Source organism: Rhizobium sp. SRDI969, assembly GCF_025152725.1.
GTDB classification, from domain to species: domain Bacteria; phylum Pseudomonadota; class Alphaproteobacteria; order Rhizobiales; family Rhizobiaceae; genus Rhizobium; species Rhizobium leguminosarum_I.
Map to the genome: position 1 here is coordinate 1,990,048 of NZ_CP104035.1, position 26,259 is coordinate 2,016,306.

General features: G+C 61.2%; 26 protein-coding genes and 2 pseudogenes. 11 read left to right on the forward strand and 17 right to left on the reverse strand.

Translation table 11 applies throughout. The features are described from left to right. Positions 1-58: 58 nt before the first annotated feature. Positions 59-1,039, reverse strand: a complete 981-nt coding sequence (locus N2A41_RS10020) for a substrate-binding domain-containing protein (protein WP_260110836.1) — start codon at positions 1,037-1,039, stop codon at positions 59-61. A gap of 311 nt (positions 1,040-1,350) precedes the next feature. On the opposite strand from N2A41_RS10020, the gene N2A41_RS10025 reads away from it, so the two are divergent. Continuing rightward, complete coding sequence (locus tag N2A41_RS10025) at positions 1,351-4,197, forward strand: M16 family metallopeptidase (protein WP_260111123.1); 2,847 nt, start codon at positions 1,351-1,353, stop codon at positions 4,195-4,197. Between the two features lie 14 nt (positions 4,198-4,211). Here N2A41_RS10025 and N2A41_RS10030 read toward each other — a convergent pair whose 3' ends face one another. From N2A41_RS10030 to N2A41_RS10040, 3 genes and pseudogenes are all read right to left on the reverse strand, one after another. After that, positions 4,212-4,892 (reverse strand): GNAT family N-acetyltransferase, encoded by a 681-nt coding sequence (locus tag N2A41_RS10030; RefSeq protein WP_260111124.1) that lies wholly within the window; start codon positions 4,890-4,892, stop codon positions 4,212-4,214. After that, positions 4,892-5,380 (reverse strand): MarR family winged helix-turn-helix transcriptional regulator, encoded by a 489-nt coding sequence (locus N2A41_RS10035; RefSeq protein WP_260110837.1) that lies wholly within the window; start codon positions 5,378-5,380, stop codon positions 4,892-4,894. Before N2A41_RS10035 ends, N2A41_RS10030 begins: the two co-directional genes overlap by 1 nt. Positions 5,381-5,497: 117 nt before the next feature. Further along, positions 5,498-6,664: pseudogene (locus N2A41_RS10040) on the reverse strand (MFS transporter). 215 nt (positions 6,665-6,879) lie between these two features. Between N2A41_RS10040 and N2A41_RS10045 the strand changes: the two are divergent. Next, entirely contained in the window at positions 6,880-7,791 is a 912-nt protein-coding gene (locus N2A41_RS10045; RefSeq protein WP_260110838.1) for an agmatinase, read from the forward strand. Positions 7,792-7,838: 47 nt separating this feature from the next. Here the strand turns inward: N2A41_RS10045 and N2A41_RS10050 are convergent. Further along, a pseudogene (locus N2A41_RS10050) lies at positions 7,839-7,922 on the reverse strand (glycerol-3-phosphate 1-O-acyltransferase PlsY); the annotation flags it as partial. A gap of 68 nt (positions 7,923-7,990) precedes the next feature. On the opposite strand from N2A41_RS10050, the gene N2A41_RS10055 reads away from it, so the two are divergent. Together N2A41_RS10055 and N2A41_RS10060 are read left to right on the forward strand one after the other, a co-directional pair. Beyond that, positions 7,991-9,499 carry a winged helix-turn-helix domain-containing tetratricopeptide repeat protein gene (locus N2A41_RS10055; protein WP_260110839.1) on the forward strand — a complete coding sequence of 503 codons (1,509 nt, stop codon included), beginning with the start codon at positions 7,991-7,993 and terminating at the stop codon, positions 9,497-9,499. 134 nt (positions 9,500-9,633) lie between these two features. Beyond that, positions 9,634-10,002 (forward strand): hypothetical protein, encoded by a 369-nt coding sequence (locus N2A41_RS10060; RefSeq protein WP_260110840.1) that lies wholly within the window; start codon positions 9,634-9,636, stop codon positions 10,000-10,002. A 31-nt stretch (positions 10,003-10,033) separates the two neighbouring features. Here the strand turns inward: N2A41_RS10060 and N2A41_RS10065 are convergent, their stop codons facing one another. From N2A41_RS10065 to N2A41_RS10095, 7 genes are all read right to left on the reverse strand, one after another. Then, positions 10,034-10,495 carry a DUF411 domain-containing protein gene (locus tag N2A41_RS10065; protein ID WP_260111125.1) on the reverse strand — a complete coding sequence of 154 codons (462 nt, stop codon included), beginning with the start codon at positions 10,493-10,495 and terminating at the stop codon, positions 10,034-10,036. Between the two features lie 56 nt (positions 10,496-10,551). Continuing rightward, positions 10,552-10,839: a copper-binding protein gene (locus tag N2A41_RS10070; RefSeq protein ID WP_017964313.1), complete on the reverse strand. Its 288-nt coding sequence runs from the start codon at positions 10,837-10,839 to the stop codon at positions 10,552-10,554. 23 nt (positions 10,840-10,862) lie between these two features. Beyond that, positions 10,863-11,342, reverse strand: coding sequence for a cupredoxin domain-containing protein (locus N2A41_RS10075; protein ID WP_260110841.1), 480 nt, complete (start codon positions 11,340-11,342; stop codon positions 10,863-10,865). A 35-nt stretch (positions 11,343-11,377) separates the two neighbouring features. Further along, positions 11,378-12,724 carry a multicopper oxidase family protein gene (locus tag N2A41_RS10080; RefSeq protein WP_260110842.1) on the reverse strand — a complete coding sequence of 449 codons (1,347 nt, stop codon included), beginning with the start codon at positions 12,722-12,724 and terminating at the stop codon, positions 11,378-11,380. A gap of 13 nt (positions 12,725-12,737) precedes the next feature. Next, on the reverse strand, positions 12,738-14,204 hold the full coding sequence (locus tag N2A41_RS10085) for a TolC family protein (protein WP_260110843.1): 1,467 nt from the start codon (positions 14,202-14,204) through the stop codon (positions 12,738-12,740). After that, positions 14,201-14,428, reverse strand: coding sequence for a hypothetical protein (locus N2A41_RS10090; RefSeq protein WP_260110844.1), 228 nt, complete (start codon positions 14,426-14,428; stop codon positions 14,201-14,203). Before N2A41_RS10090 ends, N2A41_RS10085 begins: the two co-directional genes overlap by 4 nt. Before the next feature lie 94 nt (positions 14,429-14,522). Further along, positions 14,523-14,936, reverse strand: a complete 414-nt coding sequence (locus tag N2A41_RS10095) for a hypothetical protein (protein WP_260110845.1) — start codon at positions 14,934-14,936, stop codon at positions 14,523-14,525. On the opposite strand from N2A41_RS10095, the gene N2A41_RS10100 reads away from it, so the two are divergent. Then, the gene (locus N2A41_RS10100; protein WP_260111139.1) at positions 14,830-15,108 is read left to right on the forward strand and encodes a hypothetical protein; all 279 of its coding nucleotides are present in this window, start codon (positions 14,830-14,832) and stop codon (positions 15,106-15,108) included. The genes N2A41_RS10095 and N2A41_RS10100 overlap by 107 nt on opposite strands. Here N2A41_RS10100 and N2A41_RS10105 read toward each other — a convergent pair. Next, positions 15,091-15,594 carry a cytochrome b gene (locus N2A41_RS10105; RefSeq protein WP_260110846.1) on the reverse strand — a complete coding sequence of 168 codons (504 nt, stop codon included), beginning with the start codon at positions 15,592-15,594 and terminating at the stop codon, positions 15,091-15,093. The two genes, N2A41_RS10100 and N2A41_RS10105, sit on opposite strands and share 18 nt — an antisense overlap. A gap of 151 nt (positions 15,595-15,745) precedes the next feature. On the opposite strand from N2A41_RS10105, the gene N2A41_RS10110 reads away from it, so the two are divergent. The 4 genes from N2A41_RS10110 to N2A41_RS10125 all read left to right on the forward strand — a co-directional run bounded on the left by N2A41_RS10110 (position 15,746) and on the right by N2A41_RS10125 (position 17,579). Continuing rightward, positions 15,746-16,075, forward strand: coding sequence for a hypothetical protein (locus tag N2A41_RS10110; RefSeq protein WP_162119665.1), 330 nt, complete (start codon positions 15,746-15,748; stop codon positions 16,073-16,075). 39 nt (positions 16,076-16,114) lie between these two features. Continuing rightward, a complete protein-coding gene (copM, locus tag N2A41_RS10115) occupies positions 16,115-16,549 on the forward strand; it encodes a CopM family metallochaperone (RefSeq protein WP_260110847.1) in 435 nt (144 codons plus the stop codon). 11 nt (positions 16,550-16,560) lie between these two features. Then, on the forward strand, positions 16,561-16,893 hold the full coding sequence (locus N2A41_RS10120) for a four-helix bundle copper-binding protein (protein ID WP_260110848.1): 333 nt from the start codon (positions 16,561-16,563) through the stop codon (positions 16,891-16,893). 113 nt (positions 16,894-17,006) lie between these two features. Beyond that, positions 17,007-17,579: a cytochrome c gene (locus N2A41_RS10125; protein ID WP_260110849.1), complete on the forward strand. Its 573-nt coding sequence runs from the start codon at positions 17,007-17,009 to the stop codon at positions 17,577-17,579. Positions 17,580-17,652: 73 nt separating this feature from the next. On the opposite strand, the gene N2A41_RS10130 is transcribed toward N2A41_RS10125, so the two are convergent. Together N2A41_RS10130 and N2A41_RS10135 are read right to left on the reverse strand one after the other, a co-directional pair. After that, complete coding sequence (locus N2A41_RS10130) at positions 17,653-18,333, reverse strand: peroxiredoxin-like family protein (RefSeq protein ID WP_222383978.1); 681 nt, start codon at positions 18,331-18,333, stop codon at positions 17,653-17,655. A 74-nt stretch (positions 18,334-18,407) separates the two neighbouring features. After that, the gene (locus N2A41_RS10135) at positions 18,408-21,653 is read right to left on the reverse strand and encodes an adenylate/guanylate cyclase domain-containing protein (RefSeq protein WP_260110850.1); all 3,246 of its coding nucleotides are present in this window, start codon (positions 21,651-21,653) and stop codon (positions 18,408-18,410) included. Positions 21,654-21,925: 272 nt separating this feature from the next. On the opposite strand from N2A41_RS10135, the gene N2A41_RS10140 reads away from it, so the two are divergent. Next, positions 21,926-22,177, forward strand: coding sequence for a ribbon-helix-helix domain-containing protein (locus N2A41_RS10140; RefSeq protein WP_162117165.1), 252 nt, complete (start codon positions 21,926-21,928; stop codon positions 22,175-22,177). Between the two features lie 2 nt (positions 22,178-22,179). Beyond that, complete coding sequence (locus N2A41_RS10145; protein ID WP_260110851.1) at positions 22,180-22,530, forward strand: type II toxin-antitoxin system RelE/ParE family toxin; 351 nt, start codon at positions 22,180-22,182, stop codon at positions 22,528-22,530. Between the two features lie 184 nt (positions 22,531-22,714). Here N2A41_RS10145 and ilvB read toward each other — a convergent pair whose 3' ends face one another. Both ilvB and N2A41_RS10155 read right to left on the reverse strand, forming a co-directional pair. Next, positions 22,715-24,418 (reverse strand): biosynthetic-type acetolactate synthase large subunit, encoded by a 1,704-nt coding sequence (gene ilvB, locus N2A41_RS10150; RefSeq protein WP_260110852.1) that lies wholly within the window; start codon positions 24,416-24,418, stop codon positions 22,715-22,717. Positions 24,419-24,843: 425 nt separating this feature from the next. Then, positions 24,844-25,932, reverse strand: coding sequence for a LacI family DNA-binding transcriptional regulator (locus N2A41_RS10155; RefSeq protein ID WP_222383982.1), 1,089 nt, complete (start codon positions 25,930-25,932; stop codon positions 24,844-24,846). Between the last annotated feature and the right edge of the window lie 327 nt (positions 25,933-26,259).

Below are 26,259 nucleotides of genomic sequence, written 5' to 3' on the forward strand. Positions count from 1 at the left end.
ATAGGTTAAGGGCCGCCACGCCATGCGCCTGGCGGCCCTGCTGTTTCTGGCAAACTTCTCAGATGGCGCGCACCGTGCCGCCACGACGCAGCGTATAGGCGACGTCGAGATGGCGGGCGGGCGCGGCATTCTCGGCCATGTCGAGAAGCAGCGAAGCGGCCGTCGCGCCCATGCTGGCATCCGGCATTTCGATGGTCGTCAGCGGCGGATCGATCAGCCTGCCGATGGCGATGCCGTCGAAGCCGGCGACCGAAACATCCCCAGGCACCGACAGCCCCTCGCGCTTCAGCGCGCCGATGACGCCGAGTGCTAGCAGATCGTTGGAGGCGATGATCGCCGTCGGCGCAAGCGAGGTCATCGCGGCACTGAGATCGAGCTGGTCATAGCCGCTGACGAAGGGGATCTGCACGGCATCGAGCGGCGCGAGCCCGCTTTCCGCCATGGCGTCGAGATAACCCCGGTGGCGAAGCCGCGCGCGGTCGGAGGCGGCGAAATTGCCGGAGAGAAACAGAATGCGGCGATGGCCCTTGCTGATCAGGAATTTCGTGACCTCGCGGCCGGCGCCGCGATTGTCGGCGGTGACGGCCGCCGGAAACTGCGCTGTCGGCAGGTTGTTGAGCAGCACCGTCGGCGGCAGCTTCGCAAGCAGCGCCTTGCTGGTGGAGGGATCGCAGACCGTGAGGATCAGCCCGGTCGGCCGGTCGTTCAACAATGCGGCGACGGCATCGGCCTCGCGCGCCGGATCGTAATTTGACTGGGCGATCAAGACGCCATGGCCGGCCACCAGCATGCGGTTCTGGATGCTCGACAGCGAAGAGGCGAAGACCGGATTGGTGATGCTGGGGATCAGCACGCCGACCACGGGCCTGCGTCCGAGCCGACCGGTGGACAGGCCGGCCGGGCGATAGCCGAGTTCCGCAGCCGCACGGCGCACCTTGCGAACCATCAGATCGCTGGCCGGGCCGTTGCGGTTGAGAACACGGCTTGCGGTCGCCAGCGAGCATCCTGCCCGGAATGCGACCTGCTGCAATGTCGCCATCGAAAGCGCCTCCTGGTGACAGCATCGAGGCGCAATCCTTTAGGCGGGTTCGATGACATTGGTCTGACACTCAGAGCATGATGCCGAAAAGTGTGAGCGGTTTTCGGACGACATCATGCTCTAACTCTTTAATTGAGAACAGGATTCAGATTTTAGGCCGACCGGGCCTAAAATCATCCTGTTCTAAGCAGAGTTATCTACTTCTTATTCATTTCATCCGTTCACACACATGGAAGTTGCTGGGGAATGCAACCTGTGGAATAGTAAGGTTGACGCCATCTACCCTCTTCATTCTCATCACTTGGACAAGAATGTCTCACAAAAAAATGGAATGCTCCACGGCGTGGTGGTTTTTTGCGACGGCCTCGCTCGTTGCAAACTTCGCGTTGCCAGCCTATGCGGACACCCCGTCCGTGCCCTGGCCACAAACGCAAAGCGACATCCAAGCCGAGTCCGATGTGCATTTCGGCACGCTCGCCAACGGTATGCGGTTTGCGATCACGCGCAATGCCACGCCGCCCGGACAGGCAGCTATCCGCTTTCGCATTGGCTCCGGTTCGCTCGACGAAAACGACGACCAGCAGGGCCTGGCGCATGTTCTCGAGCACATGGCCTTCAAGGGTTCGACACATGTCGCCGAAGGGGAGATGATCCGTATCTTGCAGCGCAAGGGCTTGGCCTTTGGACCGGACACCAACGCCCATACCTCTTATGACGAGACCGTCTATGCGCTCGATCTGCCCGAGGTCGATGCAGACACGATTTCGACGGGCCTGATGCTGATGCGAGAAACGGCGAGCGAGCTGACCCTCGATGCCAGCGCTTTTGATCGCGAACGCGGCGTCATTCTGTCGGAGGAGCGGCTGCGCGACACGCCGCAGTATCGCGCGTCACTCGGAATCATGAATTCGCTGCTCGCCGGCCAGCGCGCGACCATACGCGCGCCGATCGGTAAAGCCGACATCATCAGCAATGCGCCCGTGGACCTCGTCCGTGATTATTACCGGGCCAATTACCGACCCGACCGGGCAACGCTGATAGTGGTGGGCGATATCGACCCCGCTGCCATGGAAGTCGAAATCCGGCAGCGCTTCGGCGACTGGAAGGCCGTGGGTCCGGCGCCGACAAAAGCGGATCTTGGCGCGCTGGTGACGAAGGGCGAAAGCGCCGAGGTCATCGTCGTTCCCGGCGGCATGACCAGCATACAGATCGCCTGGACGCGTCCCTATGACGCCGCGCCTGACACCTTCGCCAAGCGCCGCGCTGGGCTTATTGAGGATCTCGGTTTTCTGGTGCTCAAACGTCGGGTGAGCGCCGTGGCCAGCAAGGCGGATGCCCCTTTCATCAGTGCGGACGTCGGCTCCCAGGATCTCCTCGATTCCGCCCATATCGTCCTGATCGCGGCGAATTCGGAGCCGGACAAATGGCAGGCGGCGCTCACGGCCATTGACCAGGAACAGCGCCGAATCCAGGAGTTCGGCGTTGCGCAGGCGGAGATCGATCGCGAAATCCGCGAATATCGCTCGGCCCTGCAGGCTGCTGCTGCCGGAGCCGCGACGCGGATGACCACCGACATTGCTTCCATGCTGGCTCGCAGCGTCGATGACGATCAAGTCTTCACCTCGCCCGCCGAAGACCTCTCAATGTTCGAGACCATGACGAGCGGCGTCACGGCGGACGAGGTCAATCGGGCCTTGCAGCCTGCTTTCTCCGGCAACGGTCCGCAGGTCGTGCTACAGACCGACCAATCACCTAAGGGCGGGGCCGAAACGGTTCGGCAAGTCTATGACGCTTCAAATGCCATTGCCGTCTCGGCACCATCCGGTGCAACTGACGTCGCCTGGCCCTACACCCATTTCGGCGAACCGGGCGCTGTGGTCGAACGCCGTGCGGTTGAAGATCTCGGCTTGACCATGGTGCGCTTTTCCAACGGCGCACGGCTTACCGTCAAGCCAACCAGGCTGCGTGCCAACGAAGTGCTGGTGCGCGAAGATATCGGCCGCGGTCGGCTGGACCTGCCGCACGACCGTTCCGCCGCGATCTGGGCATCTCCGGCCGTTGTGCTGTCTGGCGTAAAGGCCATGGATTACCAGGATATACAGAAAGCGCTGACGGCCAACATTGTCGGCGTCGACTTCTCGGTTGGCGACAGTTCCTTCCGGTTCGACGGTCGTACACGGACTGAAGATCTTGCGACGCAGCTGCAGCTGATGAGCGCATATACCTCCGATCCCGCCTATCGCCCCGAGGCGTTCAAGCGTGTGCAGCAGGCCTATTTGAGCGGCCTCGATCAGTATGACGCGTCGCCTAGCGGCGTTTTCAGCCGCGATTTCGCAGGTCTCGTGCATTCCGGCGACCCGCGCTGGACCTTCCCCGACCGCGCGCAATTGTCCGCCGCCAAGCCAGACGAATTCGAGGCGCTGTTCCGGCCTATGGTTTCCAATGGTCCCATCGACATCACCATCGTTGGCGACGTGACGGTGGACGACGCAATCCAGCTGACGGCTGAAACCTTTGGCGCTTTGCCGCCGCGCCCGGAGACGGGGTCGAGCAACGCTCGGGACGACGTGCATTTTCCGGCAACGACCGAGAAACCCGTTTTACAGACCCATAGCGGCAGGGCAGATAATGCCGCCGCCGCCGTAGGGGCTTCCATCGGCGATTTGTTCTCCGATCTGCCGCGATCCTTCACCGCCAATATTGCCACCCAGATTTTCCAAAACAGATTGATCGACCAGTTTCGCATTGCGGAAGGAGCAAGCTATGCCATGCAGGGCGATGTTGAACTTTCAAGGGAAGTTCCCGGCTACGGCTACGCATATTTCTACGTCGAGACCGACCCGGCAAAGGTTGCGCGCTTCTATGCACTTGTCGACGAGACCGCCAATGATCTGCGGTCGCATGACATTTCCGAAGACGAACTCGCGCGCGCCCGGGAACCCATCATCGAGACTTTGAAGCATCAGCAGCAGAGCAACGAATATTGGATCGCATATCTGCACCACGCCCAGACGGACTCGCGTCGTTTGGACCGGATACGCGATAGTCTCAGCGGCTACGGTAAGGTCACCGCCGGGGATATCCGCGCGTTTGCCGCGGCCTTTTTCAGCCCGGAAAAATTCTGGAAATTCGAAGTGCTGCCGGTGGCTGTACGTTAGGTGGTGAGCACCGCTCAGGACCGGCGTTTGACCACACGCATGTTCATCTCCGAGCGAAGCGCGAAGCCGTGTGTCTTGTAAAGCGAAATGGCGGATGTGTTCGCCGCATAGGCATGCAGATAGGCCGTGTCGCCGCTGGATGCGATTTCGCTGGCGACGAAACGGAAGAGCAGGGTGCCGAGGCCGCACCCCTGGAAATCGGGATGGGTGCAAAGCCCGCTGAGCTCGATGAAGCCAGTCTGCCGCATCCGCTGCCCGGCCATCGCCACCAGGCGGCCCTCGCTTCTGATCCCCCAGAAGCTGCCGAGGCTCTGGGCTCGCAGGGTGAACGGCCCGGGTTTGGTCAGTGTCGCCAAATCAAGCATGTCGGCGGCATCGGCCTCGGTGAGCGGCTGGATGCGGGAATCCGAAAGCCTCTCATGGGGCCGCCCGGCTACCATCTGGACCAGCGATGCTTCTGTGACGACGGCAAGACCCGGTGGAATGGCGATCGGACCTGATTCGACGAGGATCATGCTCTCCGCCTGCGAAGGCAGGCTCTCCAGGGCGTCGAGGCTCTCCGGCGTGTCGTCGGCGGACGCTGCGAAGGGGACGATGGACGGGGGGTATCGCCGTGCCTTCTCATTGCCTTCTGCGAGATCGGCATGTGCGGTCTCCAGCGCGCTCCAGATCGGCCGGTCGAGAATATGTCTCATCATGTTTCCTCCTTGACAGGGCTGCGGCGCGCAAGCGGTGCCACCGCAAGCCTGTCCTCGATAGCGGCCAGCTGTTCGAGGATCGGTCCGTCGAGATCGCCGCAGAGATCGGCAACGGCGGCGGCGATGCGCGGCCAGATCACCTTCTTTGAATGATCGATGAGGTCCTGTCCCTTGTCGGTCAGCGAGACCAGTCTGCGACGCTGATCATCCGGTGCCGGCTGCATGTCGACGTAACCGAGTTCGAGAAGCTGGCCGATGGTTCGGGTTGCGCCGGGCTGGGTGATGCCCACCGCCTGCGCAAGCTCGCCGATCGTCAGCGGCCCGGCCCGGTCGATCGCCGCAAGGAACGGATACTGGCCCGCCTGGATGCCGAGGCCCGCTTCGTCGATGACCTGCTGCGTATCGGCCTGCAACCTCTCACCGATGCGCCGCAGCCGGCTGCCCATACACAGAAATCCCAGTGTTCGAACCACATCCTCGACCATGCCGATCTCCATTTGTATGGCATGTTATATAACATGTAATGCATTAAATTGCAATTCTTCTGCGGAAAGGGCCGGCAGATGAATTCGGGGGCAGGGCGGCACGAACCAGTGCCTCGATCAGCCTCGCCATCTCCTAGCCATCAAAAACACCACCAGCACACAGCTGAGCAGGCCAAGGGATAATGGCAGGCCCTGATGTCCGATCAGTTGCATCGCCAGTCCTGTTGCCGGCGAGCCGACGATGCCGCCGATACCCCATACCAAGGCGAAGGCCGCATTGCCGGCGATCAAGGCTTAGCCGGTGAACCGCTCGCCGAGCTGGATCAGCGACAGGGTGTAGATCCCGAACGAGACTCCGCCCCAGACGAAAACCAGCGGCCAGATCAGCCACGTGGCGAAGACCGCTGGCAGCAGCAGGCAGCAGGCCAGGCAAGCCAAGACGCAGAATAACATCGTCCGCGTCGAGCCGAACCGCTCGGCGATGCGCCCGAGCAAAATCTGCAGCACGGCATTGCCCGCGATGAAGCAGGTGATGAGCGACGCGATGCGCTCTTCGTCGCTGCCGAGCGCTGTGCCATAGACAGCGAACAGGGAAAGCAGGATCTGCTCGAAGGCGGCAGCCGTGAAAACCGCAAACAACAGCAGCGGCGCCAGTGGGAAGAAACCGCCGACCGATGTTGCCTCGCCTTCATCAGGCATGCCGGGCAGACGAGGGGCGACCGCAAGCACGATCAGGCCGCAGAAAAGGAAGGCCGCAATACCGATCATGAAGGGCGGCCAACCCTCGGCGCCGGTAAGGCCGAGCGACAGTGGGCCGATGGCAAAGCCACCCGAAACGATCGATGAATAGAGGCCCATGATACGGCCCCGGCGTGGCGCCGGCGTGAGCGAGATCAGCCAGGTCTCGCTGATCACGTAAAGCGGATTGGCGAAGAAGCCGAGCAGGAAGCGCAGCAGCATCCAGGCCCATACGTCCTGCATCCATGCAATTGCAAACAGGGTGAGAGCGGCCAGGATCGAACACAGGATCGCAAGCCGCCCTCCGCCGACACGCCGCGAAAGCGCCGGAATGAACGACGCTGATATAATGAAACCCAGCGGCGTCATCGCCGCCGACAAGCCGATCAGGCCCGATGTCGTTCCCTGCCGCTCCAGGATGAAACTCAGCAACGGATAGGTCAGCCCCTGTGCCACGGCGAACACCGTGACGGTCGCGATGATACCCGCCATTGCGGCCCAGGGGATCCGATCCACGCGCGGTGATGTGACGCTTTCGGCAGCCATGCAGATGTCCTCGTCAGACCGTATGATTGAAGGTCCGGGTAAACCTCAACCTCAATGAGGATGAATTCTGCAGGAGGCGGGGAGCGTCGTACTTAAGTTTTTCCAAAAAGTTCTCAAAAACGTCCAAAGGGACTAAACAGGTCAGCATCAAATTTTGCCCCGACCGCAAGCCATCACCACGAAAATTCCGCCGGACATCATCAGGACCATCTGGAATGACCGCTTCACCTTTCTTTCTCGGCCTACCCTGTCACCTTGCCGATGGGCGTTTGCCCCGTGTGGTGATCTTCGCAGCCGCTCACGGCAGCACCTATCCCGGCAAGGACAGCAGCGGCTACGCCCTGGCCGCTCATGCGATCCGCGCTGCGAGCCAGGACGATGCCCCGCTCGTCGAGCACTGGGATTTCGATCTCGGAGGGCCGCTGTTCGACGGTGGGCCGGTCTCATGCATCGACGCCGGCGACATCCAGACCACCATGCACGATAATGCCGGCAACCGGGCCCGGATCGTGGCGAAGACGCGCGAGGTGCTGGAATTGCCGGCTATCCCGATCCTGCTCGGTGGCGACTGTTCCGTGACCTTTCCCTTCCTCGCTGGCTTTGCGGATCAAGGGCCGGTCTGGGTCCTGCAGATCGACGCCCATATCGACTGGCGCGATGACGTGCATGGCGAGCGCTACGGCTATTCAAGTCCGATGCGTCGGGCGAGCGAGATGCCGCATGTCGCCGGCATGGTGCAAGTCGGTCTTCGTAGTGTCGGCAGCGCGCGCGCCACCGACGTCGAGGCGGCTCAGCACTATGGCAGCCGCTTCGTGACCGCTCGTGAGGTTCACGCTGAGGGCGTCGAAGCTGCCCTCCAGCATATTCCGGAAGGAGCCCAGGTCGTCGTCACCCTCGATTGCGACAGCATCGATCCCAGCATCATGCCGGGCGTGGCGGCGCGTACTCCCGGCGGCCTCACCTACACTGAGGTGATCGATCTGATCGCTGGCCTCGGCAGGCGGGCGAGGATTGCGGGATTCGACCTTGTCGAGCTCTATCCTCCCGCCGACATAGACGGCCTGTCGGCGCTAACCGCCGCGCGCATTCTCGTCAATGCGGTCGGCGCCATCGTCCGGCAATATTGAAACCCTGCTTCCTCTGAGCAAGCAGTGCATGGTGCTGCATTTCGCCTCTAGGCGACCTTGCCAAGACGTGGCTCCGTCCCAGCCAGAAGCCGCCGAATGTTGGCGCAATGTCGTGCAATCACGTAAATGCCGTCGATACCATGCGACCTAAGCGGACGAACAGTTCCATCCAAGCTTTAAAGACTCTAGGATGCGCCCTATGCAGGGGTCACGCTTTGCTTTTGGTCCGTTTGTGCTTGATCCGGCTGCGGGAACGCTTCTTCGGAATGATGATCCCGTTGCCGTTGGCCACCGCGGGGTAAAGCTGCTTGCAGCACTCGTCGCGCGGCCCGGCGAAATCCTCGGCAAGGCCGAGTTGATGGATGCGGCCTGGCCGGGCAGGATCGTCGAGGAAGGCAACCTCACGGTCCAGATCGCGCAGCTGCGCAAGCTGCTCGGTCCGGCTACCGATGGCGGTGAATGGATCTCCACAGTGCCGCGCGTCGGCTACCGCTTCGTAGGCGCCGTCATTCAGCTCAGCGGCGTGAAGCGAAAAGCTTTGCCGTTGCCCGACAAACCATCGATATCAGTGCTGCCCTTCCTCAATATCAGCAACGATCCCGAACAGGAATCCTTCGCCGATGGGCTGACTGAAGACCTGATCACAGACCTCTCCAGGATACCGGGCCTGTTCGTCATCGCCCGCAACTCGGCCTTCGCCTACAAGGGAAAGGCGATGGATGTGCGCGAGATCGCCGAGGAGCTTGGCGTGCGCTACCTGCTGCAGGGCAGCGCAAGACGCGTTGAAGCGCGCGTGCGCATCAACGCTCAGCTGGTCGATGCGGCAAGTGGCGATCATCTATGGGCGGAACGCTTCGATCGCAGCCTGGACGATATCTTTGCCGTTCAGGACGAGGTGACGGCCAAGATCGTCGAGGCGCTGCTCGGCCGGCTGCGCGCACCGCCGCCGCGCAACCGGCCAAAAAATCTCGAGGCTTACGATCTCTGCGTGCGGGCGCGTAGGCTGATGGATGACACGCCGCAGGCGGCACGGGAAGCGCATCTCATGCTGACGCGCGCGATTTCGCTCGATCCCGACTATGCCGAGGCCTATCGCTGGCTTGCCATGAACCACTGGATGGGAGAGGTGCATTCCGCCGGACCAACGCAACCCACCCGAAGCCTCGCTTTAGAGCTGGCGCGCAAGGCCGTCGCGATCGACCCCAATGACGCCGGCTGTCGCTGGGTCCTGGCTTATCTGCTCGCCTATGAGCGCAGCTTTGCCGAGGCGGATGCGGGATTCGCCAAGGCGATCGAGCTCGACCCGAACGAGGCCGATACCTTTGCGGCATTATCCGACATCACGGTCCTGGCTGGGCGGGTCGGGGAGGGTCTCGAGCATATCGCCAATGCCTTCCGGCTGAACCCGTTTCCGGCAAGTTGGTACTATCTGGCGCTCGGCCAGGCGCAATATGCCGCCGGCCAATACCAAGCCGCTGTCGAGACGCTGCGCAGCGACGAGACCTATCGCACGAGCTCACGCCGTTTCCTGGCAGCAAGCCTTGCCCAGCTCGGCCGGCTCGACGAGGCGCGCGCCGAGGTCGAACTGTTCCTTGTTGCCAACCCGCGTTTTTCAATCCGCCATTGGGCTGCGACCGAGCCATTTCGTGACGCTCGGACGCTTGCACATTTCATTGACGGCTACCGCAAGGCCGGGCTCCCCGAGTGATGCCGGCGCGCCTCAAAGACGGCCGGCCGGTCGACTTCCGCGTCACCGATAAAGACCTGCCCGCGAGGCTCTGCATCGTCGCAGAGCCTCCGCGCATATGATAGGATCGGGATGCGTTGACCACGGGAGGGGAAATGCGCCGAGTCCTTCTGTCTCTGATCCTTTGCGCGCAGTCCGCATCCATGTCGGCGGCGTCTGGGCATGTCGTCTTCCACACCGCTTCGTTCGGCAGCGGCCGCTCGGTCAGTCTCGGTCTGGCCGGGGGCGGGCCTGCCCGCGATCCCGCCTTTGATTTCGACGTCGTCATCACACTCTCGGAATTCGACGGTGGCGGGACAGTGATCTATCGGGACGGAGGAAGACACGAGGCGAGCGTGCGCTGCGTTTCGCCCGCCATGGTGCGGATCAATTCAGCCGACTATACGGTTGACGTGTCGGCGCGGGCAGGAACGGACTGGAAGCATGATCTCTGGGCGGCGCTCTGTGCCGCTCCAGTTTCCTGAGCGCCATCTCGGCCTTGATTGATCGAGGGCATCAGCCCTTCCGGGGACGAACCTCCATGAACACGTATGGCGCGCCGGTTCCCGAGGGGACCGCATACACCGCATAGAATGCCTGCGGATCGTCGCCCATTCCCAAGGAGCCAGGTGGCATGCCCGGCACGGCCAGCCCTCGGACTGGCGGCCGCTCCTGCAAAAGGCGTCGGACGGCCTCGAGCGGCACGTGTCCCTCAAGGTAGTATTTCTCGATGACGGCGGTGTGGCATCCCTGCACGTCGGCCGGCACGCCCAACTGCGCCTTCAGCGCTGCAAGGTCGTCGGTGTCGCGGGCTTCAACCGAAAATCCCGCTGCCGCCATTGCCTTCGACCATTTATGGCAGCAGCCGCAGCTGGGATCCTTGTAGACCGTCATCTTCGCCGGCGCGGCGGCGTGTGCCTCTCTGCCAAAGAACGCCAGGGCGAATGCCGCCATTGTAATGAAGCTTCTCCTGTACATCGTCTCCACTCCGTGATGTCCTGCCGCCCGGATCGGGGCCGGGCGGCAGGAGCCCACTATTTTACTTCAGTGACGGTGAGCTTGCCATTCACGCGCTCTGCGACAAACTCAATATTCGAACCTTCCTTCAGTCTTTCCAGCAGGGCCGGGTCTTCGACCCGGAAGACCATCGTCATCGCAGGCATGTCGAGGTTCTTCAGATCCTCATGTTTGATAGTGACCTTGTTCGCCTTGGTGTCGACCTTGTTGACGACACCCTTGGTGAATTCCTGGGCAAACGCGCCGAAGGCCGCGCTGGCAGAGAGCAGGGCGGCTAGGCTGATTTTGATCATGGCAGTTTTCATGTTCTTGGCTCCTTTTTCGCGGATTATTTCCCGGCGACGGTGACGTCGCCGTGCATGCCGGCTTCATAGTGGCCGGGGATCAGGCAGGCGAACTTGAACTCGCCGTCGGTGGTGAACTTCCAGACGATCTCGCCGGATTGACCGGCCGGAAGGCGGATGGAATTGGCGTCGGCATGTTCCATCTCCGGAAACTTCTCCATGACCTTCTTGTGCTCCAGAATCTTGTCTTCCTGATCGAGCACGAATTCGTGGTCGACAGTTCCGGCATTCTTGATCGCGATCTTGACCGTCTGCCCCTTGCGGACATTGAAGACGGCAGGGGTGAATATCATCCTCCCGTCTTCGGTTTCCTTCATCGTGACGCGGACCGTCTGCGTCGCCTTGGCCTTGTCGCCGGGTTCTCCAACAGCCATTTTTTCACCGTGGCCGCCGGCGTGATTGCCGGAAGCCAGGGCAGGGGTTGCGAGGGCGAACAGCGCCAGTGCCAATACATAATTCTTCATGCGTAAATCCTTTTTTGGATGTGGGAGGTTGAGCCTCAGCCGTTTTTCGGTTTCGGCGTGATTTGCGTTTTCGCGTCTTTGGCCTTGGTCGCGTCCGGCAATTCGCCGGTCCATTCCCAAGCCTGGGTCCCGGGTGGGTTTTCGTACCAACCCGGATCTGAGTAATCGTCCGCCGAGATACCCTCGCGGACCTTCACGACCGAGAACATGCCGCCCATTTCGATCGGACCATGCGGCCCCCAGCCGGTCATCATGGCAACCGTGTTCTCGGGGATGGGCATTTCCATCTCGCCCATGTCGGCCATGCCCTTGGTGCCCATGGGCATGTATTCCGGCTGCAGCTTCCTGATCTTCTCGGCGACCTTCGATTTGTCCGCACCGATAAAGGTCGGGATGTCGTGACCCATGGCATTCATCGTGTGGTGCGACTTGTGGCAATGGATCGCCCAGTCGCCGAGATACTTGGCATCGAACTCATAGGCACGCATCGCGCCGACGGGGATGTCGATGCTCACCTCCGGCCACCGCGCTTCCGGCCGCACCCAGCCGCCGTCGGTACACGTCACCTCGAAATCATAGCCGTGCATATGGATCGGATGGTTCGTCATGGTGAGGTTTCCCACGCGCACCCGCACCCTGTCGTTCCTGGAAACGACCAGAGGGCTGATGTCCGGGAACACGCGGCTGTTCCAGCACCACATGTTGAAGTCGGTCATCTCCATGATCCGCGGCACATAGGAGCCGGGATCGATGTCGTAGGCGTTGAGCAGGAAGACGAAGTCTCGGTCGACGCGCATGAACTTGGGATCTTTCGGATGGATCACGAAGAAGCCCATCATGCCCATGGCCATCTGCACCATCTCGTCGGAATGCGGGTGGTACATGAAAGTGCCGGATTTCACGAGGTCGAACTCGTAGACGTAGGTCTTGCCGACCGGAATATGCGGCTGCGTCAGCCCGCCGACGCCGTCCATGCCCGATGGCACGAGCATCCCGTGCCAGTGGATCGTCGTGTGCTCCGGCAGCTTGTTCGTCACGAAGATGCGGACGCGGTCGCCTTCGACCGCCTCGATGGTCGGCCCCGGAGACTGTCCGTTGTAGCCCCAGAGATAGGCGGTCATGCCGTCGGCCATCTCGCGCTCGACTGGTTCGGCGACGAGGTGAAACTCCTTGACGCCGTTGTTCATCCTGTGGGGCAGGGTCCAGCCATTGAGGGTGACCACCGGCTGATAGTCCGGACCTGAGGCCGGGTGGAGTGGCGGCTGCATGTCCGCCGATTCCATTGTCGGTGCGTCGGGCAGCCCCATCGCCGACGTCTTCGTCCAGGCGGCTGTGGTGAGCAGAGCGGCGCTGGCTCCAAAAAGTTGTCGTCTGTTGAACATGGTGTGTCCTTTCTCAATGACCGCCGCCGGCGCTGCTTTCGGAAGCACCGGCGACCTCGGTCTCTGCCGACGCCTTCGTCGCGCCGCCGCCGTAGATCGCAGGCGCGAGGTTGGCTTCGGCCAGCCAGAAGTCGCGCTTTGCGTTGACGGAGAGCAGGATGGAGTTGATCTTGTCACGGGTGTCGGTGAGTAGCTCGAACGTGTTCGAGATCATGCCGTTGTAGGTCAGCAAGGATTCTTCCTCGACCTTGGTGCGAAGCGGTACGACGTCGTTTTGGTAGTGCCGCGCGATATCGTAGTTCGAGCGGTAGGCTTCGTATGCCGATCTCGCCTCCGACCGGACATTGACGGCCTTCTCCGCCAGCAGATTCGCCGCCCGCATATATGCCACTTCAGCCTTGCGCATCCGGGCCTTGCCCGTATCGAAGATCGGGATTGCGAACTCCAGTTCGACCTGAGCGGTCGTCCTGGTCTTCTTCTCGTCGTCCTCGATTTCCCGTTCCGTTTCGAAGCCCGTCAGAATTTGGAGGTCGGTGACATAGCGCGTTGCCTCGGTCAGGCCATACGACCTGGCGGTGGCTTCGAGTTCGAGCTTTGCAACTTGGAGGTCTATCCGATTTCGGAGTGCTTCGGCCTCGATGGTGCCTCGCCCGACGACGGACTTGGGTAGCGGCGGCAGACCGTTGGGCACCTGGTAGTCCAGGTCGGTGCCCCAGAGGCCCATCAGCCGCGTCAACTCCTCCTTGGCGAGACGGGCCGCCAGCCGGGCCTTCGCTGTCTCTCCGGCGAGTTCAGCAACAAACACATATTCGCGGGCCTGGGCGCCCTTGGTCATCGCACCGGTTTCGCCCAGCTTCTCCGCGAGCTCGGAAGCGGCGTCCGCCGCGGCCTGGGCACGCTGGAGCTGCGCGACGTTCTCCCAGGCCGCGACCGCGCCGATCCAGGCCCGCCGGGTGTCGGCAGCGACCTGAAGCGTCTTCACGGCCGCGGTCAGTTGCGACTGCCGAAAGCGAGTGTCGGCGATCGCGATATCCCTGTTCCTCGTGGCAAGCGCCAGGATGTTCGTCGTGATCGTTCCCTCGATCGTCTTGAACGCCCCCAGCTCCGGCGTCCCCATGCCGGTCGTGCCGATGGAGACGGTCGGGTTGAGGAACATCGTCGACTGCCAGACGTCGGCGGCGCTGTCGCCAAGATCGGCGTAGGCGGCCTGCAGACCCTTGTTGTTGAGCAGCGCGATCTGGACGGATGTTTCGACGTCGAGGGTCTTTTTTCGCGCGAGCAGGCTTCTGACCTGCGCGGCCGCCGACCGGGCTTGGTTCTGGTTCTGGATCCAGACGGTCTCTTTCGCCGTGACAGTGGCGGTCTTGTTGAAAACGGCGGTGAAGCCGGCTTCCGTGCTGGAATACTCGGCGTCTGTGGCGCAGCCGCTCAACACCATCGGGAATATCAGCGCCACCAATGTTCTTCTTGGCTCGATCATGAGGCGTCTCCATTCGCTGGAGACTGCAGATCGTTCTGTCTACGCCATGGCTTGGGATCGACGGGCTGCCTGGTGACGTAGCCCGAGATCGGTGACCGGTATGCGGCCGGGCGCGCGGACGGCTGTTCGACCGCTACGGGGGACGCCACCACGTCGGGAGGAAGCGTGGATGCGCAGCCGCCGACAAGAAGCGGCAGCCCCACCACGAAAAGCGAGGGTTTCATTATGAAATTTCCGAATAAGAGATAGCCTACGGTGCGCCCGCCCGAATGCGGGGCAGGCGACCGACTGGACCCGATCGAGCGGGCGCGTCTCTATTCAGATATTGGGGGGACGGTGGAGAGTCGGAAGTTCCCCAAGTGTCGTCCGGTCGTCAATAAATTCCCGGATGGAATTGACGATGGGTCCGCCGACGTCCGGACCTTCACAAATGATGCCAAGTCCGCCGCAGAAATCCTTGCAGCATTCCTGCTTGACCAGCTTCGATACGCCATCTGCGTCATCACCAACGTCGCCCTGCGAATGGTCATGAGCAGCCATCTTCGTCATGTCATGGCTATCGAGATGCTGCATTGCATCGGACTCGGACTGTACCGCTGCCGCCTCGGGGAAGGAGGAGCCATGCATGGCGGCGCTGGCGTTCGATAGCGAGTACCCTGCCAGTGATACGATAATCACCAGCCGCATCATCATGAGCAGCCTGCTCATTGCGATTCGGTACATCTTGCCCATGCTCCTCGAACTACATGCAAAGCAGATCGATTTCAATTGCGACTCATCTGTCGTCGATGTTCGCGTCCTTTATGTGGCACGGAACCGCCCGTCCCGTTCAGTCCTGGTGTTCTCAGCCATGAGCGGCCGCTGCGTCGTGCTGATGTTCGCCACGTTACAGATCCTCGGCTGACCGCTTCCGGCGCGGGAACACCATCCGGTCGACTGTCTCGTCACGGGCGACGAGCGTGTGCCAAATCGCCGCCGTGAGATGCAGCGCCACCATCGCCAGGATGATCTTCGACCCGACGACGTGGTACGGCGCGATCTCGAACCAGAAGTAGCTCGCGACAAATCCCATGCAGGCCTGTCCGATGATTGCGGCGTAGAAGGCATGATGAAGCGTCGCGGCGGCTCGCCCGGTCCATGTGCCGGGCGCGCCGGTCTCGGGCGGGTGAAGGACACGAAGAGCCAGCCGCAGGCCCATAAGCAGGCCAATCGCCATTCCCGCGTAGTTGTGGAACTGGTGCTGGACGACGTCCCAAGGCGATGGCGTCATCCCCATGTGGACGGCGTGGTGGGTTCTCTCGATGCTGCCGCCCGTCAGATACTGGACCGGCACCAGGAGGGCGATCAGCCAGTGAAGTCCTATCTGGGCTAGCGAATAACCAGGTTTCATCGAATTTTTCCGAGCGCGAGGCGCAGACTAGCCGGCGATCGTTAATGCTTCCTCATCGGCCGTTGCCAAAACGCAAGGCCGCCACAGATCACTGGTACTGTGGAACATTGCCGCTGCCGCACAGTTCGGCGCCGGAAGGGAACCCAGCCTTATGAGACCTGAAAGCATCTTCCGGTACGCTCAGCTTTTGGTCGTCGCTCTCCTGGTGGCGGCGAATCCTTTCGGCATGGCCGCGGTGCCGAGCACCTTTCAAAACCAGCACTGTGCCGTCGTGGGGGAGCGTGATCACCATGCGCGGCATGCCTACGTCCCGCAAGCCGGGTGCTGTTCGGCGATGCACTGCTGTCCGATCCTTCCGGAACTTGCCAAGGTCGCGGCTCCGCGCTTTGAACCGGGGAAGCATGAAGCGACGCAGTCCGTCGACAGGCCGCTCCTGTTGATCCGTGCGATCGATCCGCCGCCCCGATTTCAGGCGGGCTGACACGGACCAAACAATCAAACAGATTTCGGAGATCGAAACATGAAGACGTTCACCAAGCTTGCCTTGTGCTCGGCAGTCGCCGCCTCCTTCGCAATCCTGCTGTCGGGCGCTTCCGCCCAGTCGACGATGGCCTATCCGGAGAAATGCAAGTCCGAAAGCATGAAGACCGACATGTCGAAGATGGACATGTCGGGCGGCATGCCGATGGGCGACATGACCGAGTACCAGAAGGCGTCGATGGGCGGCATGAAGGACATGCACATGAACATGATGCAGGGGATGATGAAGAAGGACGCCGATGTCTCCTTCGTCTGCGGCATGATCGCCCACCACATGGGGGCCATCAGCATGTCGGAGGTCGAGCTTAAGTACGGCGACAACGAAGAGGCCAAGCAGATGGCTCAAAAGATCATTGAAGCCCAGAAAAAGGAGATCGAAGAGATGTCCAAGTGGGTGGACCAGGAAGTCAAATAGGAGATTGCGCCATGCATCATCTGTCGACTGAAATGAAAGCCTGCATCGACAACTGCCTCGCCTGCTACAGCGAATGCCTGTCGATGGCGATGGGCCACTGTCTGGAACTGGGTGGCGAACACACCAAGCCCCCGCACTTCAAGCTGATGATGGCATGCGCGGAGATTTGCCGGACCTCAGCGCACTTCATGCTGATCGGCTCGGAGCACCACAAGCATGTCTGCCGGGAATGTGCGGAAATCTGCGGCCAGTGCGCCGAAGACTGCGAGCGGGTGGGCGACATGCAAAGCTGCGTCGACGCCTGCCGCCGCTGCGCCGATAGCTGCAGCAAGATGGCCGCGTGATCGGGGAGGGCGGTCTCCGTCCGCCCTCTTCCTGCCCAGATGAGAACGGATATCCGGTGAAGCCACGGATATCCGAAAGCAATTGGCATGGCTCGGTTTGGAACGCAGCGTTTATGAAACAGACCGCTTACATGAAGAAGGTTGGACTGCTCTCCATCGTGGGAGCAGTGCTGATGGCGGGGGTTCCGTCGCCAGCCGCGGAGGACCTCGTCTCCCGTCGACAGGCGGACATGAAGGCCATGGCCGCCGCGGCGAAGACGATCTCCGGCATGTTCAAGGATCCGGCCGCCTATAAGGCCAGCGAGTTCAAATGGGCGGCCGACACCATCCGTGACAAGTCCGGGAGCGTTCTCTCCGCACATTTCGCCTCCGAGGCCGCCAATCTGCAGTCGAAGGCCGGGCCGCAGTCGAAGGCCAGGCCGAACATCCTCGAAGAGCGCGACCGGTTCGACCGCATCGCCAACGATCTGCGCGACTACGCCGTCGCACTGGATGCCGCCGCGCAGAACAACCCCGGGCCGATGACTGCCAGCATGCGCATGAAGCCCGGAGAGGCCATGGGCGGCGGTCCTTTCGGCACTCATGTTCGCAACGAGCAGGAGCTGCTGGCAATGCCGGCGGAACACGCGTTCCACCTCATGCTTCAGACCTGCACGACCTGCCACGCCAGGTTCAGGATGGAATAAGGGCGATCATGCGGGACCGGGAATGGCTCGCCTTGTTCAAGCGCCCGACCTTTCAAACACGGCCTCATTCGCTTCAAACAGCCATGTTCGACGCTGCCGACATCACTTCCCGAGGGGCAGGACCGCCGAACATATGGCGGCCATCCTCCTCGACTTCCGTGAAACACCAGCGCACGACGCCATCCCGATCGAGCAGGAATTCGCCAACGAGTTGGCCGTGGCCGGTGGCGATCATCTGCTTGTCATCCTCGGTAAACTCATAGCCGTCCGCCTTGTCGAGGAATTCCGACGCCGCCATCGGGTCCATAGGCGCTGGAAGCTCGCCCGGCATGTCGATGCGCATCGACATCACCGTGTTCATGCTGACTTTGCGCGGCCACTCATTCTCATCTTCGGTGAACTGCAGATTCGGCAGGCCGAAGGCCCTGTGCGATACCCGTTCCGGGTCCGAGGCCGCCAGCAGATTGGGAAGCGGATGGTAGCGGAAATAAAGGCGGGCGCGCTCGATCGGCGTGTTGACGACGGTCAGGCTATCGATGCCCTTCTCCTGCAATGCGCCGGTGAGTTCGGCCATGGCGGCGATTTGCCGGCGGCAGAAGGGGCAATGCAATCCGCGGAACAACCCGACGAGCACCGGCTTCTGGCCGCGAAAATCGTCGATGGCGACCTTGCCCTGGCGGGTGATCGCATCCAGCACCACGTTCGGCGCGCGATCTCCCGGCTGCAATGGTCTTGCGGCGTGGTTCTCCTGCATGTTTCGTTCCTCCCTTTATGTTTTTGAATCGATTTGCCAAATCGATCTCCGGCGATCACTGCAACGAGGACAGGTCAGTCGAGAAACGGCAAGACAACGAGCGTGCCTGGATCGAGGTTGTGGCGGATGCACACATCCTGCGCCAGCGTGAAATACCGTTCCGCCTCGTCCATGTCGTCATGCTCAAGGCTGAGTGTCGCCAAGCCATCATAGCACGGAAAGAGCAGTTGCGGTTCATCAATTTCCTTCGCAACCTCAAGGGCTTCCTCGTAATACTTATGAGCTAGCTTCGGCTGCCCGTGGCACTGATGAATCTGGCCCAGCACGATCAGCGGCACGGAGAGATGGTCGCGTTGATCAAGCGCCCGGTCGATTTCGACGGCCTTCTCCGCCGCCGGTACACCCTCGGCGGCGCAGCGATCGGTGAAGGTACAGCATGCAACCGCGAGGTTGGCGAGAAGGCGCGCCTGGAAGCTGAGATCGCCGATACGGGTCGCAACCTCCAGACCGCGCCGGCAGATTCTGATGGCGTTGGCAGGATCGACAATCGTGTAGAGAACACCGAGATTGGAATAGGCGCGACAGGCAGCACTTTGCAGATCGGCCTTTTCGGCAACCGAGAGGCTGCGCTCCACTTCCTGTACGGCCTCGCGGCGACGTCCGAGCCGCGCAAAGGCCGCACCCTTGGTATTCAGCGCCTCCGCCATCGCTCGCGCTGTCTCCCGTCCGGCCTCGGTCGTCCCGTCGATCGGCAGCGTCTGCAGGCATTGCAGCGCCTGCGTCGCCCACGCGGCGGCAGCGGCCTGATCCCCCATGCGGAAAGCCAGATGGCCGCGCTCCTGCAGGACATGAGCACGTTCGACCGGCGCATCGATCGTTGCGATCATCGCTTCGGCTTCGGCCAAATGTGTCTCCGCTAGATCGCGGCGTCCTGCATCGAGATGCAAACGGCCGATCTTGCGCAATATCCTCGCTGCGGCAATAGGATCGTCTTTGGTGCGGTGGATCGCCAGCGCTCGCTGATAATGGTTCAAGGCGGCGTCGCGCAGGCCCGCTGGGCCGCAGAGATCGGCAAGACGCTCCAACAGCGCCAATTGCTCCGATGTCACCTCCGCCTCGTTTGCGAAGGCCGCAAGGGCCTGACGGTAGAGGCGCATTGCGTCGTCATTGGCGTAGGCCTTGCGCGCCAGATCGCCCGCCGCCATCAGATAGGTAGCGCCCTTGGCCTTTTCGGTGGTCAGGCTGAAGTGATGGCCGAGCTGCGCCAGATGCTCGGGCCGGTCGGGCGCTGCACCATATTGACGTTCCAGAACCCGGCCGATCCGTTGATGAAGCTCCATGCGCCGTTGCAGCAGGAGATTGTGATAGATGACGTCATGCATCAGCGTCTGGCTGAAGCGATAGCCCGGCGGCCCGCCGGCATCCGGCCCACGCAATTCCTCTATGATATTGGCATCGCAGAGATGATCCAATGCGGCATCGATGGCGGCTGGGTCGGTGGCGATGGTGCGGAGCAGGGCGGTATCGAATTTCGGGCCGACCACCGCCGCCTCTTGGGCCAGCCGTCTGATCTCCTGTGGCAGACGATCGACGCGGGCAAGCAACAGGGCTTGCAGGTTCACCGGCATATCGACATCCGTGTCTTCCGCTGCGACATGCCAGCGCTGGCCGTCATTGTGCAACGTGCCCATGTCGATCAGCACCCGAAGGATTTCTTCGATGAAAAGCGGATTGCCGCCGGCGCGGTCGAGGATGCGCTTGCGCATCGTCACCGGCAACTTGGCATAGCTCTCGCCAAAAAACGCAGCAAGCAGCTTCTGCCCGTCGGCCGCAAAGAGTGGGGCAAGACGCTGCACGGTGACGCTGACACGATTGGAGTCCAGTGGGTCGGTCTGCGATGTCGGCCGGTAGATCGCGAGCAGCATCAACCGGCTGCGCTCCAGCCGGTCCATCATGAAGCGAAGGACTTCCAGCGAGGCAGCGTCCGCCCAGTGCAGATCCTCGATGACAAGCAGCAGGGGACCTTGCGCCAGCCGCCGCTCGAAGACGGTGCGGACGGCATAGAAGATCTGCCGCCGCAGCTGCTCCGGCTCGATGTGCCGCAACGCGCCATCGGGATCGCCGAGGCCGAGGACATGCAGAAAGAGCGGCAAAAGTCCCTCGACCTCCTCCTGCGTCAGATCGAGCGCGCGGAACCCTGTTGCCAGCGATTGCCGCGCCCTGTCGAGATCGTCTCGCTCGCCGATGCCATAGGCGCTGCGCACGACCGCGCCGAGCGTTCCATAGGATTGTTCGCCGAGGGGAGAGCAGGTCGCTTTGCGGATGGCGAGGCCTTGAAAACGGGCGGCATTGCTGGCTATCGCGACGAATTCATTGACCAGCCGCGACTTGCCGATGCCCGCTTCGCCGATCAGGCGGACAAGCTGCGCAGCACCACCGCAGGCAAGATCGAGGCATGTCAGCAACCGCGACATTTCCGTATCCCGTCCGATCATCGGCGCCTGAAGGCCGAGACTCTCGAGCCCGCGCGCCGTGTGCGGCGCTTCCGACAGCCCTGTCAGCCGATGGACAAGGACGTTTCCGCTTTTGCCGCGCAACGCCTGCGCACCGAGACTCTCGAAGGCAAACGCATGGCGGGTGAGGCGATAGGTCAGCGGCCCGACAAGGATGTCGTTTTCGCCGGCCATGGATTGCAGGCGTTGGGCGGTGTTTACCGTGTCGCCGGTCACCGAATAGGATTTTGTACTGACCGCACCGAAGCCGCCGGTAACGACAGGGCCGCTATTGATGCCGATATGCAGACGCAGCGGCAAGCCGGCGCGGGCGTGCCAGCGCTCGCCGACCTGCGTCGCCCGACCGATCATATCGAGTGCGGCACCGAGCGCCCGGACCGGATCGTCCTCATGAGCGACCGGCGCGCCGAACAGCGCCAGCAGCGCATCGCCGACGAACTTGTCGACGAAGCCGCCATAGGCCTCGACTGCCTGGGTCATCTCTTCGAACAATTCGTTCTGCAGCACCCGCATGACTTCGGGGTCGATCTGCTCGCTCAGCGTCGTGAAGCCGCAGAGATCGGCGAAGAGCACGGTTACCGGCCGCCGGTCGGCGTCGCCCTCCGATTTAGACAGTACCGTCTCGATCTTAGGCTTCGGCGCGGGTTGGACTTTACCGGAAATCGGCGCGCCACATTGGGGGCAGAAGGCAAAATCGGGCTGACAGGGATTGCCGCAGGCGGCGCAGGAAAGCGGCTGCCTTGCGCCGCATCGCGGACAGAAAGCAAAACCGCTCTGAATATCGAAACCGCAGCCGGCACACTCCATCGCATGCGTCTCACGAAAGCCCAAACTGTTACGGCTATTTCAGCCGCAATCAGCGGGCCTCAAAACAGGGACAAGCATGAACCTGCTGCCCTGAGCCCGCAAGCGCTAAACAAGCGGCGGACCGACGATGATGATCTTGTTCAAATGATGCCTGAGAAAGCCAGGCTGCCGAGCGGGTTCGAAAGATCATATCGCAATCCAATTCTTTGTGATGAATATTGACAATATATGCTACGCTTCCCACGATAGAAGAAGAGCAAAAGGGTAAGCCGATGGCATCAGGCAGCATTCATGTGAAGGTCAGCGGCGCGCTGCAAGACCACATTCAACAGCAGATCGGTGACGACGGTCTCTATGAGAATGCGAGCGAGTACATTCGCGCCCTGATCCGACGCGATTTGCAAACGCGCGACGAGGCATGGGATGGCCTGCAAAAGGAACTTGCACCTGCGATGCGTGCCGACGACAGCGAGTTTGTCGCCGTTTCCGCTGAAGACGTTATCCGCCGCAACAAGCGCCGCTGAGCATGGCAGCTTATCGGTTTTATCCACGCGCTGACGCCGCGCAAGACAAGATTTGGCGCGACACTTTCGAGGCGTGGGGAGAAAAGCAGGCAGATGCGTACATTCTCGGGCTGCATGTTTATTTGCAGCGTTTATGCGAAGATCGGCTGATCTGGCGACAGCTTCCGCAACGTCTGGCGGTTCCCGCAGACATCAGGCGTCGGGCCTATTTCAGCCGCTATGAGCATCACTACCTATTCTTTCGTGAGCTTGAGAACGGTGATCTCGGCGTCATGATCATTCTTCACGAACGGATGGATTTACCGGTGCGGCTTAAAGAGGACTTGGCCGCGCTTTCAAACAAAGAGTCATGACACAGTATCTTTGAATCGGAGGGGGGTCGGCGTGTCTGCGGGCTGGAGAAAATCGATCCCATCGAACGGTACAAAGACATGATCGAGACGCCAGTCTCGATCATGAGGTCCTTGGCCAGCATCGTCGATGACTACGGTTCGCAGGATCGCACGGCTTGCTTTTGCCCTGTTCGATCACCGGCCCTTACTGCCGATTGGTGCCGGCGAACCTCGCAACCCGGCAGTGAAGGAGCGCCGGCCGGTCCGCGTCGACCATCTCCTCGATCCTGACGTCGAGTTCGGCCGGGTTCTCGCAACGAAGGCCGATGGCACCATAGGTTTCCGCAAGCTTGGCGAAATCGGGCAGCGAAGCCGAATAAGAGCACGATCGACCGTTGCCATCCGGCATGGGATCCCATTCTTGCGCCATGCCCGGATGCTCATCGCTCAAGACGAAAATCTTGATCGGCGCTTGATGCTGTATGGCCGTCGACAGCTCTTTCATCGTCGTTTGCACCGACGCGTCGCCGCCAATGTCGATGACAAGGCGCCCGGGATGTGCGAGCTGCGCCCCCAGAGCGGCAGGAAGACCGAAGCCCATCGTCCCCAATCCCCCCGAGGTAATCCAGCGATTGGGTTTGTCGAAACCGAAGAACTGCGCCACCCACATCTGCTGACCGATCTCCGTGGCGATGATCGGGTCGTGCGGCTTTGTCAGTGCATGCAGGCGCTCCAGGGCATGTTGCGGCATGATTGCATGGTCCAGCCGCTCGTAGGAAAACGAATGGTGGGCTCGCCAATGATCGATCTGCAACCACCACGCCCGCAACCGCTTCTGGTCGGGCATGGTGGAGAGCAACCGCCAGGCATGGATCATATCCGCCAGCACATGCGCCGCGTCGCCCTGAATGCCGATATCGACGGGAACGCGTTTGTTGATCGACGAGGCATCTATATCGATCTGGATCTTCTTCGAACGAGGCGAAAACTCATGGACGCGCGAGATCGCAAAATCGTCAAACCGCGCGCCGATGGCGACCATCAGATCGCAATCGCCAATTGCCATATTCGCTTCGTGCGATCCGTCTTGTCCGGCGACCCGTAGCCAGTTCGGCCCGGTAGCCGGATAGGCCCCAAGCCCCATGATGGTGGACGTTACCGGAAAGCCGGTGAGGTCGATAAACTCGCGCAACAATCTCGACGCCTCCGGTCCGGAGTTGATGATGCCGCCGCCCGTATAGATGATGGGTCGTCGGGCTTCGGCCATCAACACGACCGCCGAGCGGATCGCGTTTTGATCGCCTCGCATTGCGGGCTGGTAGCTCGGCGGGGGAGCTACCTTGTCAGGTGCGACGTAGGTTCCGCTGGCAAACAGCACGTCCTTCGGCATGTCGACGAGAACAGGGCCGGGCCGACCGGCCGCCGCGATCCGGAAAGCCAGGTGGATCGTTTTGGCCAGATCGTCGACGTGTTTGACCAGGAAATTGTGCTTCGTGCAGGGACGAGTGATGCCGACCGTATCGCATTCCTGAAAAGCATCCGTGCCGATCAGACTAGTCGGCACCTGGCCAGCGAGGCAGACGATCGGAATGGAGTCCATAAGGGCATTCTGCAGTGCGGTAACCGCATTTGTAACGCCCGGTCCCGATGTCACCAGCATGACGCCAACTCTACCGGTCGAGCGGGCATAGCCTTCGGCCGCGTGTCCGGCGCCTTGTTCATGGCGTACCAGGAAATGTTTGATGTCCTCCTGTTGGAAGATTTCGTCATAGATCGGCAGCACCGCTGCGCCGGGGTAACCGAAAATATGTTCGACACTATTGTCGCGCAGCGCTTGCAGAACGATCTCGCCGCCGTTCATGCGACGATCAGAAGGGTTAAGGGAAGAGTTGGCTTTCTCGCCGGTCATATCTGGGTTCCGTCGTGAGTGAGGTGATGGGTGCGACGGGGCATAAAAAAAGGCCCCGTCAGGGACCAGTTTTCGGCGCATGGGTGGCTATTGCCGGACGATCAGACCGTCCTGCCCATGCGCGATATCACCACTACGAGAACCATTGCGATTTTCATGGGCGCTAGAGCTAGCTCCAAATCTACACGTCGTCAACGTCGCCTCTGCGTAGATTGTATCTGTGGTTGAGATTATTTGAGATCGGTGGTTCGGTCAGTGACGACGCAAGGGCAGGGCGATCCGTTCGCAAGCCTATTGACCAAAGGGCAAGTTCTGCCCGTTCTATCGCTCGGGAAGTGATTTCGACCACTTCCTCCAATGTGCGCCGGTCAGGGGTTCCGAGCGAGCTGGGCTCCACTCAGCGGATGAGTGGCCCGGCGCGAACGCTATGGCGACGTATATGCGCCATCGAGGATCTGTCGCGCCTCGGCCCGCGGCGCGGCGACGGAATGACGCTTGACGAGCGAGCATTCGAGCTTCGCAATGGGATAGCGCTTGCCGGGCGTATTTTCCGGGTTGAGATGTTCGATTGCCCATTGCCCCATGGCAAGATGTGGAAGGACCGAGGTCGTCAGAGGGGGTACGAGATGTCGCGCAATTTCTTCGTCGTCATAACCCACCACCGACATGTCCTGGGGAATGCGAAGCCCTGCATCCTTGAGCGCTTCGTAACACCCGATGGCAGTGCGGTCGTTCTGGCAGAAGATCGCGGTGGGCGGCTCTTTCAGAGCAAGCAGTTTCATCGTGGAGGCATAGCCGGCACCGGCCGACCAGTCGCCTTCAATAACCAATTCCGGATCGAAAGGTATATCGGCGGTCGCTAGCGCGCGGCGATATCCCGTCAGCCGGTCCTGCGCCGCCTGCATCCAGATTTCGCCGGTGATCGTCGCGATACGATGGTGTCCGTGCATGATCAGATGGCGGGTGGAGCTCTGCCCCCCCGCGATCTCGCTCGGCACCACGGCGGGAAAGGCATGGTCCGCCGTATAACAGTTCAGCAGGACCGTCGGGATATTAAGCTTGCGGACATAGGAAGGAAGCTCCACCTGGCGGGTATAGATTGTCATATATATGAGCGCCGATATGCCTCCGCTCGTTAACGCCTCGATTGCTTTCGGCTCCATCACGGGATCACTGAGCGTTTGGGTTACCAGAAGGACATTGCCGGCGTTCCAGGAGGCTTGCCGCGCGCCTTCGATCGCAACGATCGCTTCCGGGCTGGTGGCCAGTTGATCCACGGCGAAACCGATGACGTTGTCCAGTCCCGAATAAGAGGCCTTCGTCGTATAGGTCTTCTCCATATAGCCGAGCGCGCGCGCCGCCTCCAATACGCGATCACGCGTCTGCTGTGAGATGCGGGTGCCGGGTGTGTCGTTGAGGACGAAGGAGACGGCCGCCTGCGAGCAGCCAGCCGCCGCCGCGATGTCCATCATCGTCACGCGCACAGGCTTATTTTCGGTCTTGGGCTTTCGCATTCGTGGAAACTGTCTCTGCTTGGGATAACCGTTCAGGGTTGTTGATCGTCGTTTTTGCTAATTAATATTAGCATCTATCTGAAAGCGCTGGCAATTGCATGAATTGTTGCAACACTATCGATTGTTGGCAATGCCAGTACAAAATTACCATCCCAGCCATTGCCCGATGAAATGTTTTGATCTGCATTGATAATACTATTTACTAATTAAATTTCTTGTATACCGTCAGGGAGCGATCGGAACCTATGCCACTCGTCGCTTTGCGACGGCCCTGGGAGGGGGCGCGCATCCGGCCGGCCGTAAATCGGAAACGGGCCCGTGCAACTG

Coding starts and splice junctions, on each gene's coding strand:
- N2A41_RS10035 (WP_260110837.1), bottom strand. CDS start 5,380: ATGGTCGAGGATGTGGTTCGAACACTGGGATTTCTGTGTATGGGCAGC.
- N2A41_RS10130 (WP_222383978.1), bottom strand. CDS start 18,333: ATGCAGGAGAACCACGCCGCAAGACCATTGCAGCCGGGAGATCGCGCG.
- N2A41_RS10120 (WP_260110848.1), top strand. CDS start 16,561: ATGCATCATCTGTCGACTGAAATGAAAGCCTGCATCGACAACTGCCTC.
- N2A41_RS10110 (WP_162119665.1), top strand. CDS start 15,746: ATGAGACCTGAAAGCATCTTCCGGTACGCTCAGCTTTTGGTCGTCGCT.
- N2A41_RS10080 (WP_260110842.1), bottom strand. CDS start 12,724: ATGTTCAACAGACGACAACTTTTTGGAGCCAGCGCCGCTCTGCTCACC.
- N2A41_RS10095 (WP_260110845.1), bottom strand. CDS start 14,936: ATGGGCAAGATGTACCGAATCGCAATGAGCAGGCTGCTCATGATGATG.
- N2A41_RS10145 (WP_260110851.1), top strand. CDS start 22,180: ATGGCAGCTTATCGGTTTTATCCACGCGCTGACGCCGCGCAAGACAAG.
- N2A41_RS10085 (WP_260110843.1), bottom strand. CDS start 14,204: ATGATCGAGCCAAGAAGAACATTGGTGGCGCTGATATTCCCGATGGTG.
- N2A41_RS10135 (WP_260110850.1), bottom strand. CDS start 21,653: ATGGAGTGTGCCGGCTGCGGTTTCGATATTCAGAGCGGTTTTGCTTTC.
- N2A41_RS10075 (WP_260110841.1), bottom strand. CDS start 11,342: ATGAAGAATTATGTATTGGCACTGGCGCTGTTCGCCCTCGCAACCCCT.
- N2A41_RS10060 (WP_260110840.1), top strand. CDS start 9,634: ATGCGCCGAGTCCTTCTGTCTCTGATCCTTTGCGCGCAGTCCGCATCC.
- N2A41_RS10070 (WP_017964313.1), bottom strand. CDS start 10,839: ATGAAAACTGCCATGATCAAAATCAGCCTAGCCGCCCTGCTCTCTGCC.
- copM (WP_260110847.1), top strand. CDS start 16,115: ATGAAGACGTTCACCAAGCTTGCCTTGTGCTCGGCAGTCGCCGCCTCC.
- N2A41_RS10055 (WP_260110839.1), top strand. CDS start 7,991: ATGCAGGGGTCACGCTTTGCTTTTGGTCCGTTTGTGCTTGATCCGGCT.
- N2A41_RS10100 (WP_260111139.1), top strand. CDS start 14,830: ATGGCGGCGCTGGCGTTCGATAGCGAGTACCCTGCCAGTGATACGATA.
- N2A41_RS10065 (WP_260111125.1), bottom strand. CDS start 10,495: ATGTACAGGAGAAGCTTCATTACAATGGCGGCATTCGCCCTGGCGTTC.
- N2A41_RS10020 (WP_260110836.1), bottom strand. CDS start 1,039: ATGGCGACATTGCAGCAGGTCGCATTCCGGGCAGGATGCTCGCTGGCG.
- N2A41_RS10125 (WP_260110849.1), top strand. CDS start 17,007: ATGAAACAGACCGCTTACATGAAGAAGGTTGGACTGCTCTCCATCGTG.
- N2A41_RS10030 (WP_260111124.1), bottom strand. CDS start 4,892: ATGAGACATATTCTCGACCGGCCGATCTGGAGCGCGCTGGAGACCGCA.
- N2A41_RS10105 (WP_260110846.1), bottom strand. CDS start 15,594: ATGAAACCTGGTTATTCGCTAGCCCAGATAGGACTTCACTGGCTGATC.
- N2A41_RS10045 (WP_260110838.1), top strand. CDS start 6,880: ATGACCGCTTCACCTTTCTTTCTCGGCCTACCCTGTCACCTTGCCGAT.
- N2A41_RS10140 (WP_162117165.1), top strand. CDS start 21,926: ATGGCATCAGGCAGCATTCATGTGAAGGTCAGCGGCGCGCTGCAAGAC.
- ilvB (WP_260110852.1), bottom strand. CDS start 24,418: ATGACCGGCGAGAAAGCCAACTCTTCCCTTAACCCTTCTGATCGTCGC.
- N2A41_RS10155 (WP_222383982.1), bottom strand. CDS start 25,932: ATGCGAAAGCCCAAGACCGAAAATAAGCCTGTGCGCGTGACGATGATG.
- N2A41_RS10090 (WP_260110844.1), bottom strand. CDS start 14,428: ATGAAACCCTCGCTTTTCGTGGTGGGGCTGCCGCTTCTTGTCGGCGGC.
- N2A41_RS10025 (WP_260111123.1), top strand. CDS start 1,351: ATGTCTCACAAAAAAATGGAATGCTCCACGGCGTGGTGGTTTTTTGCG.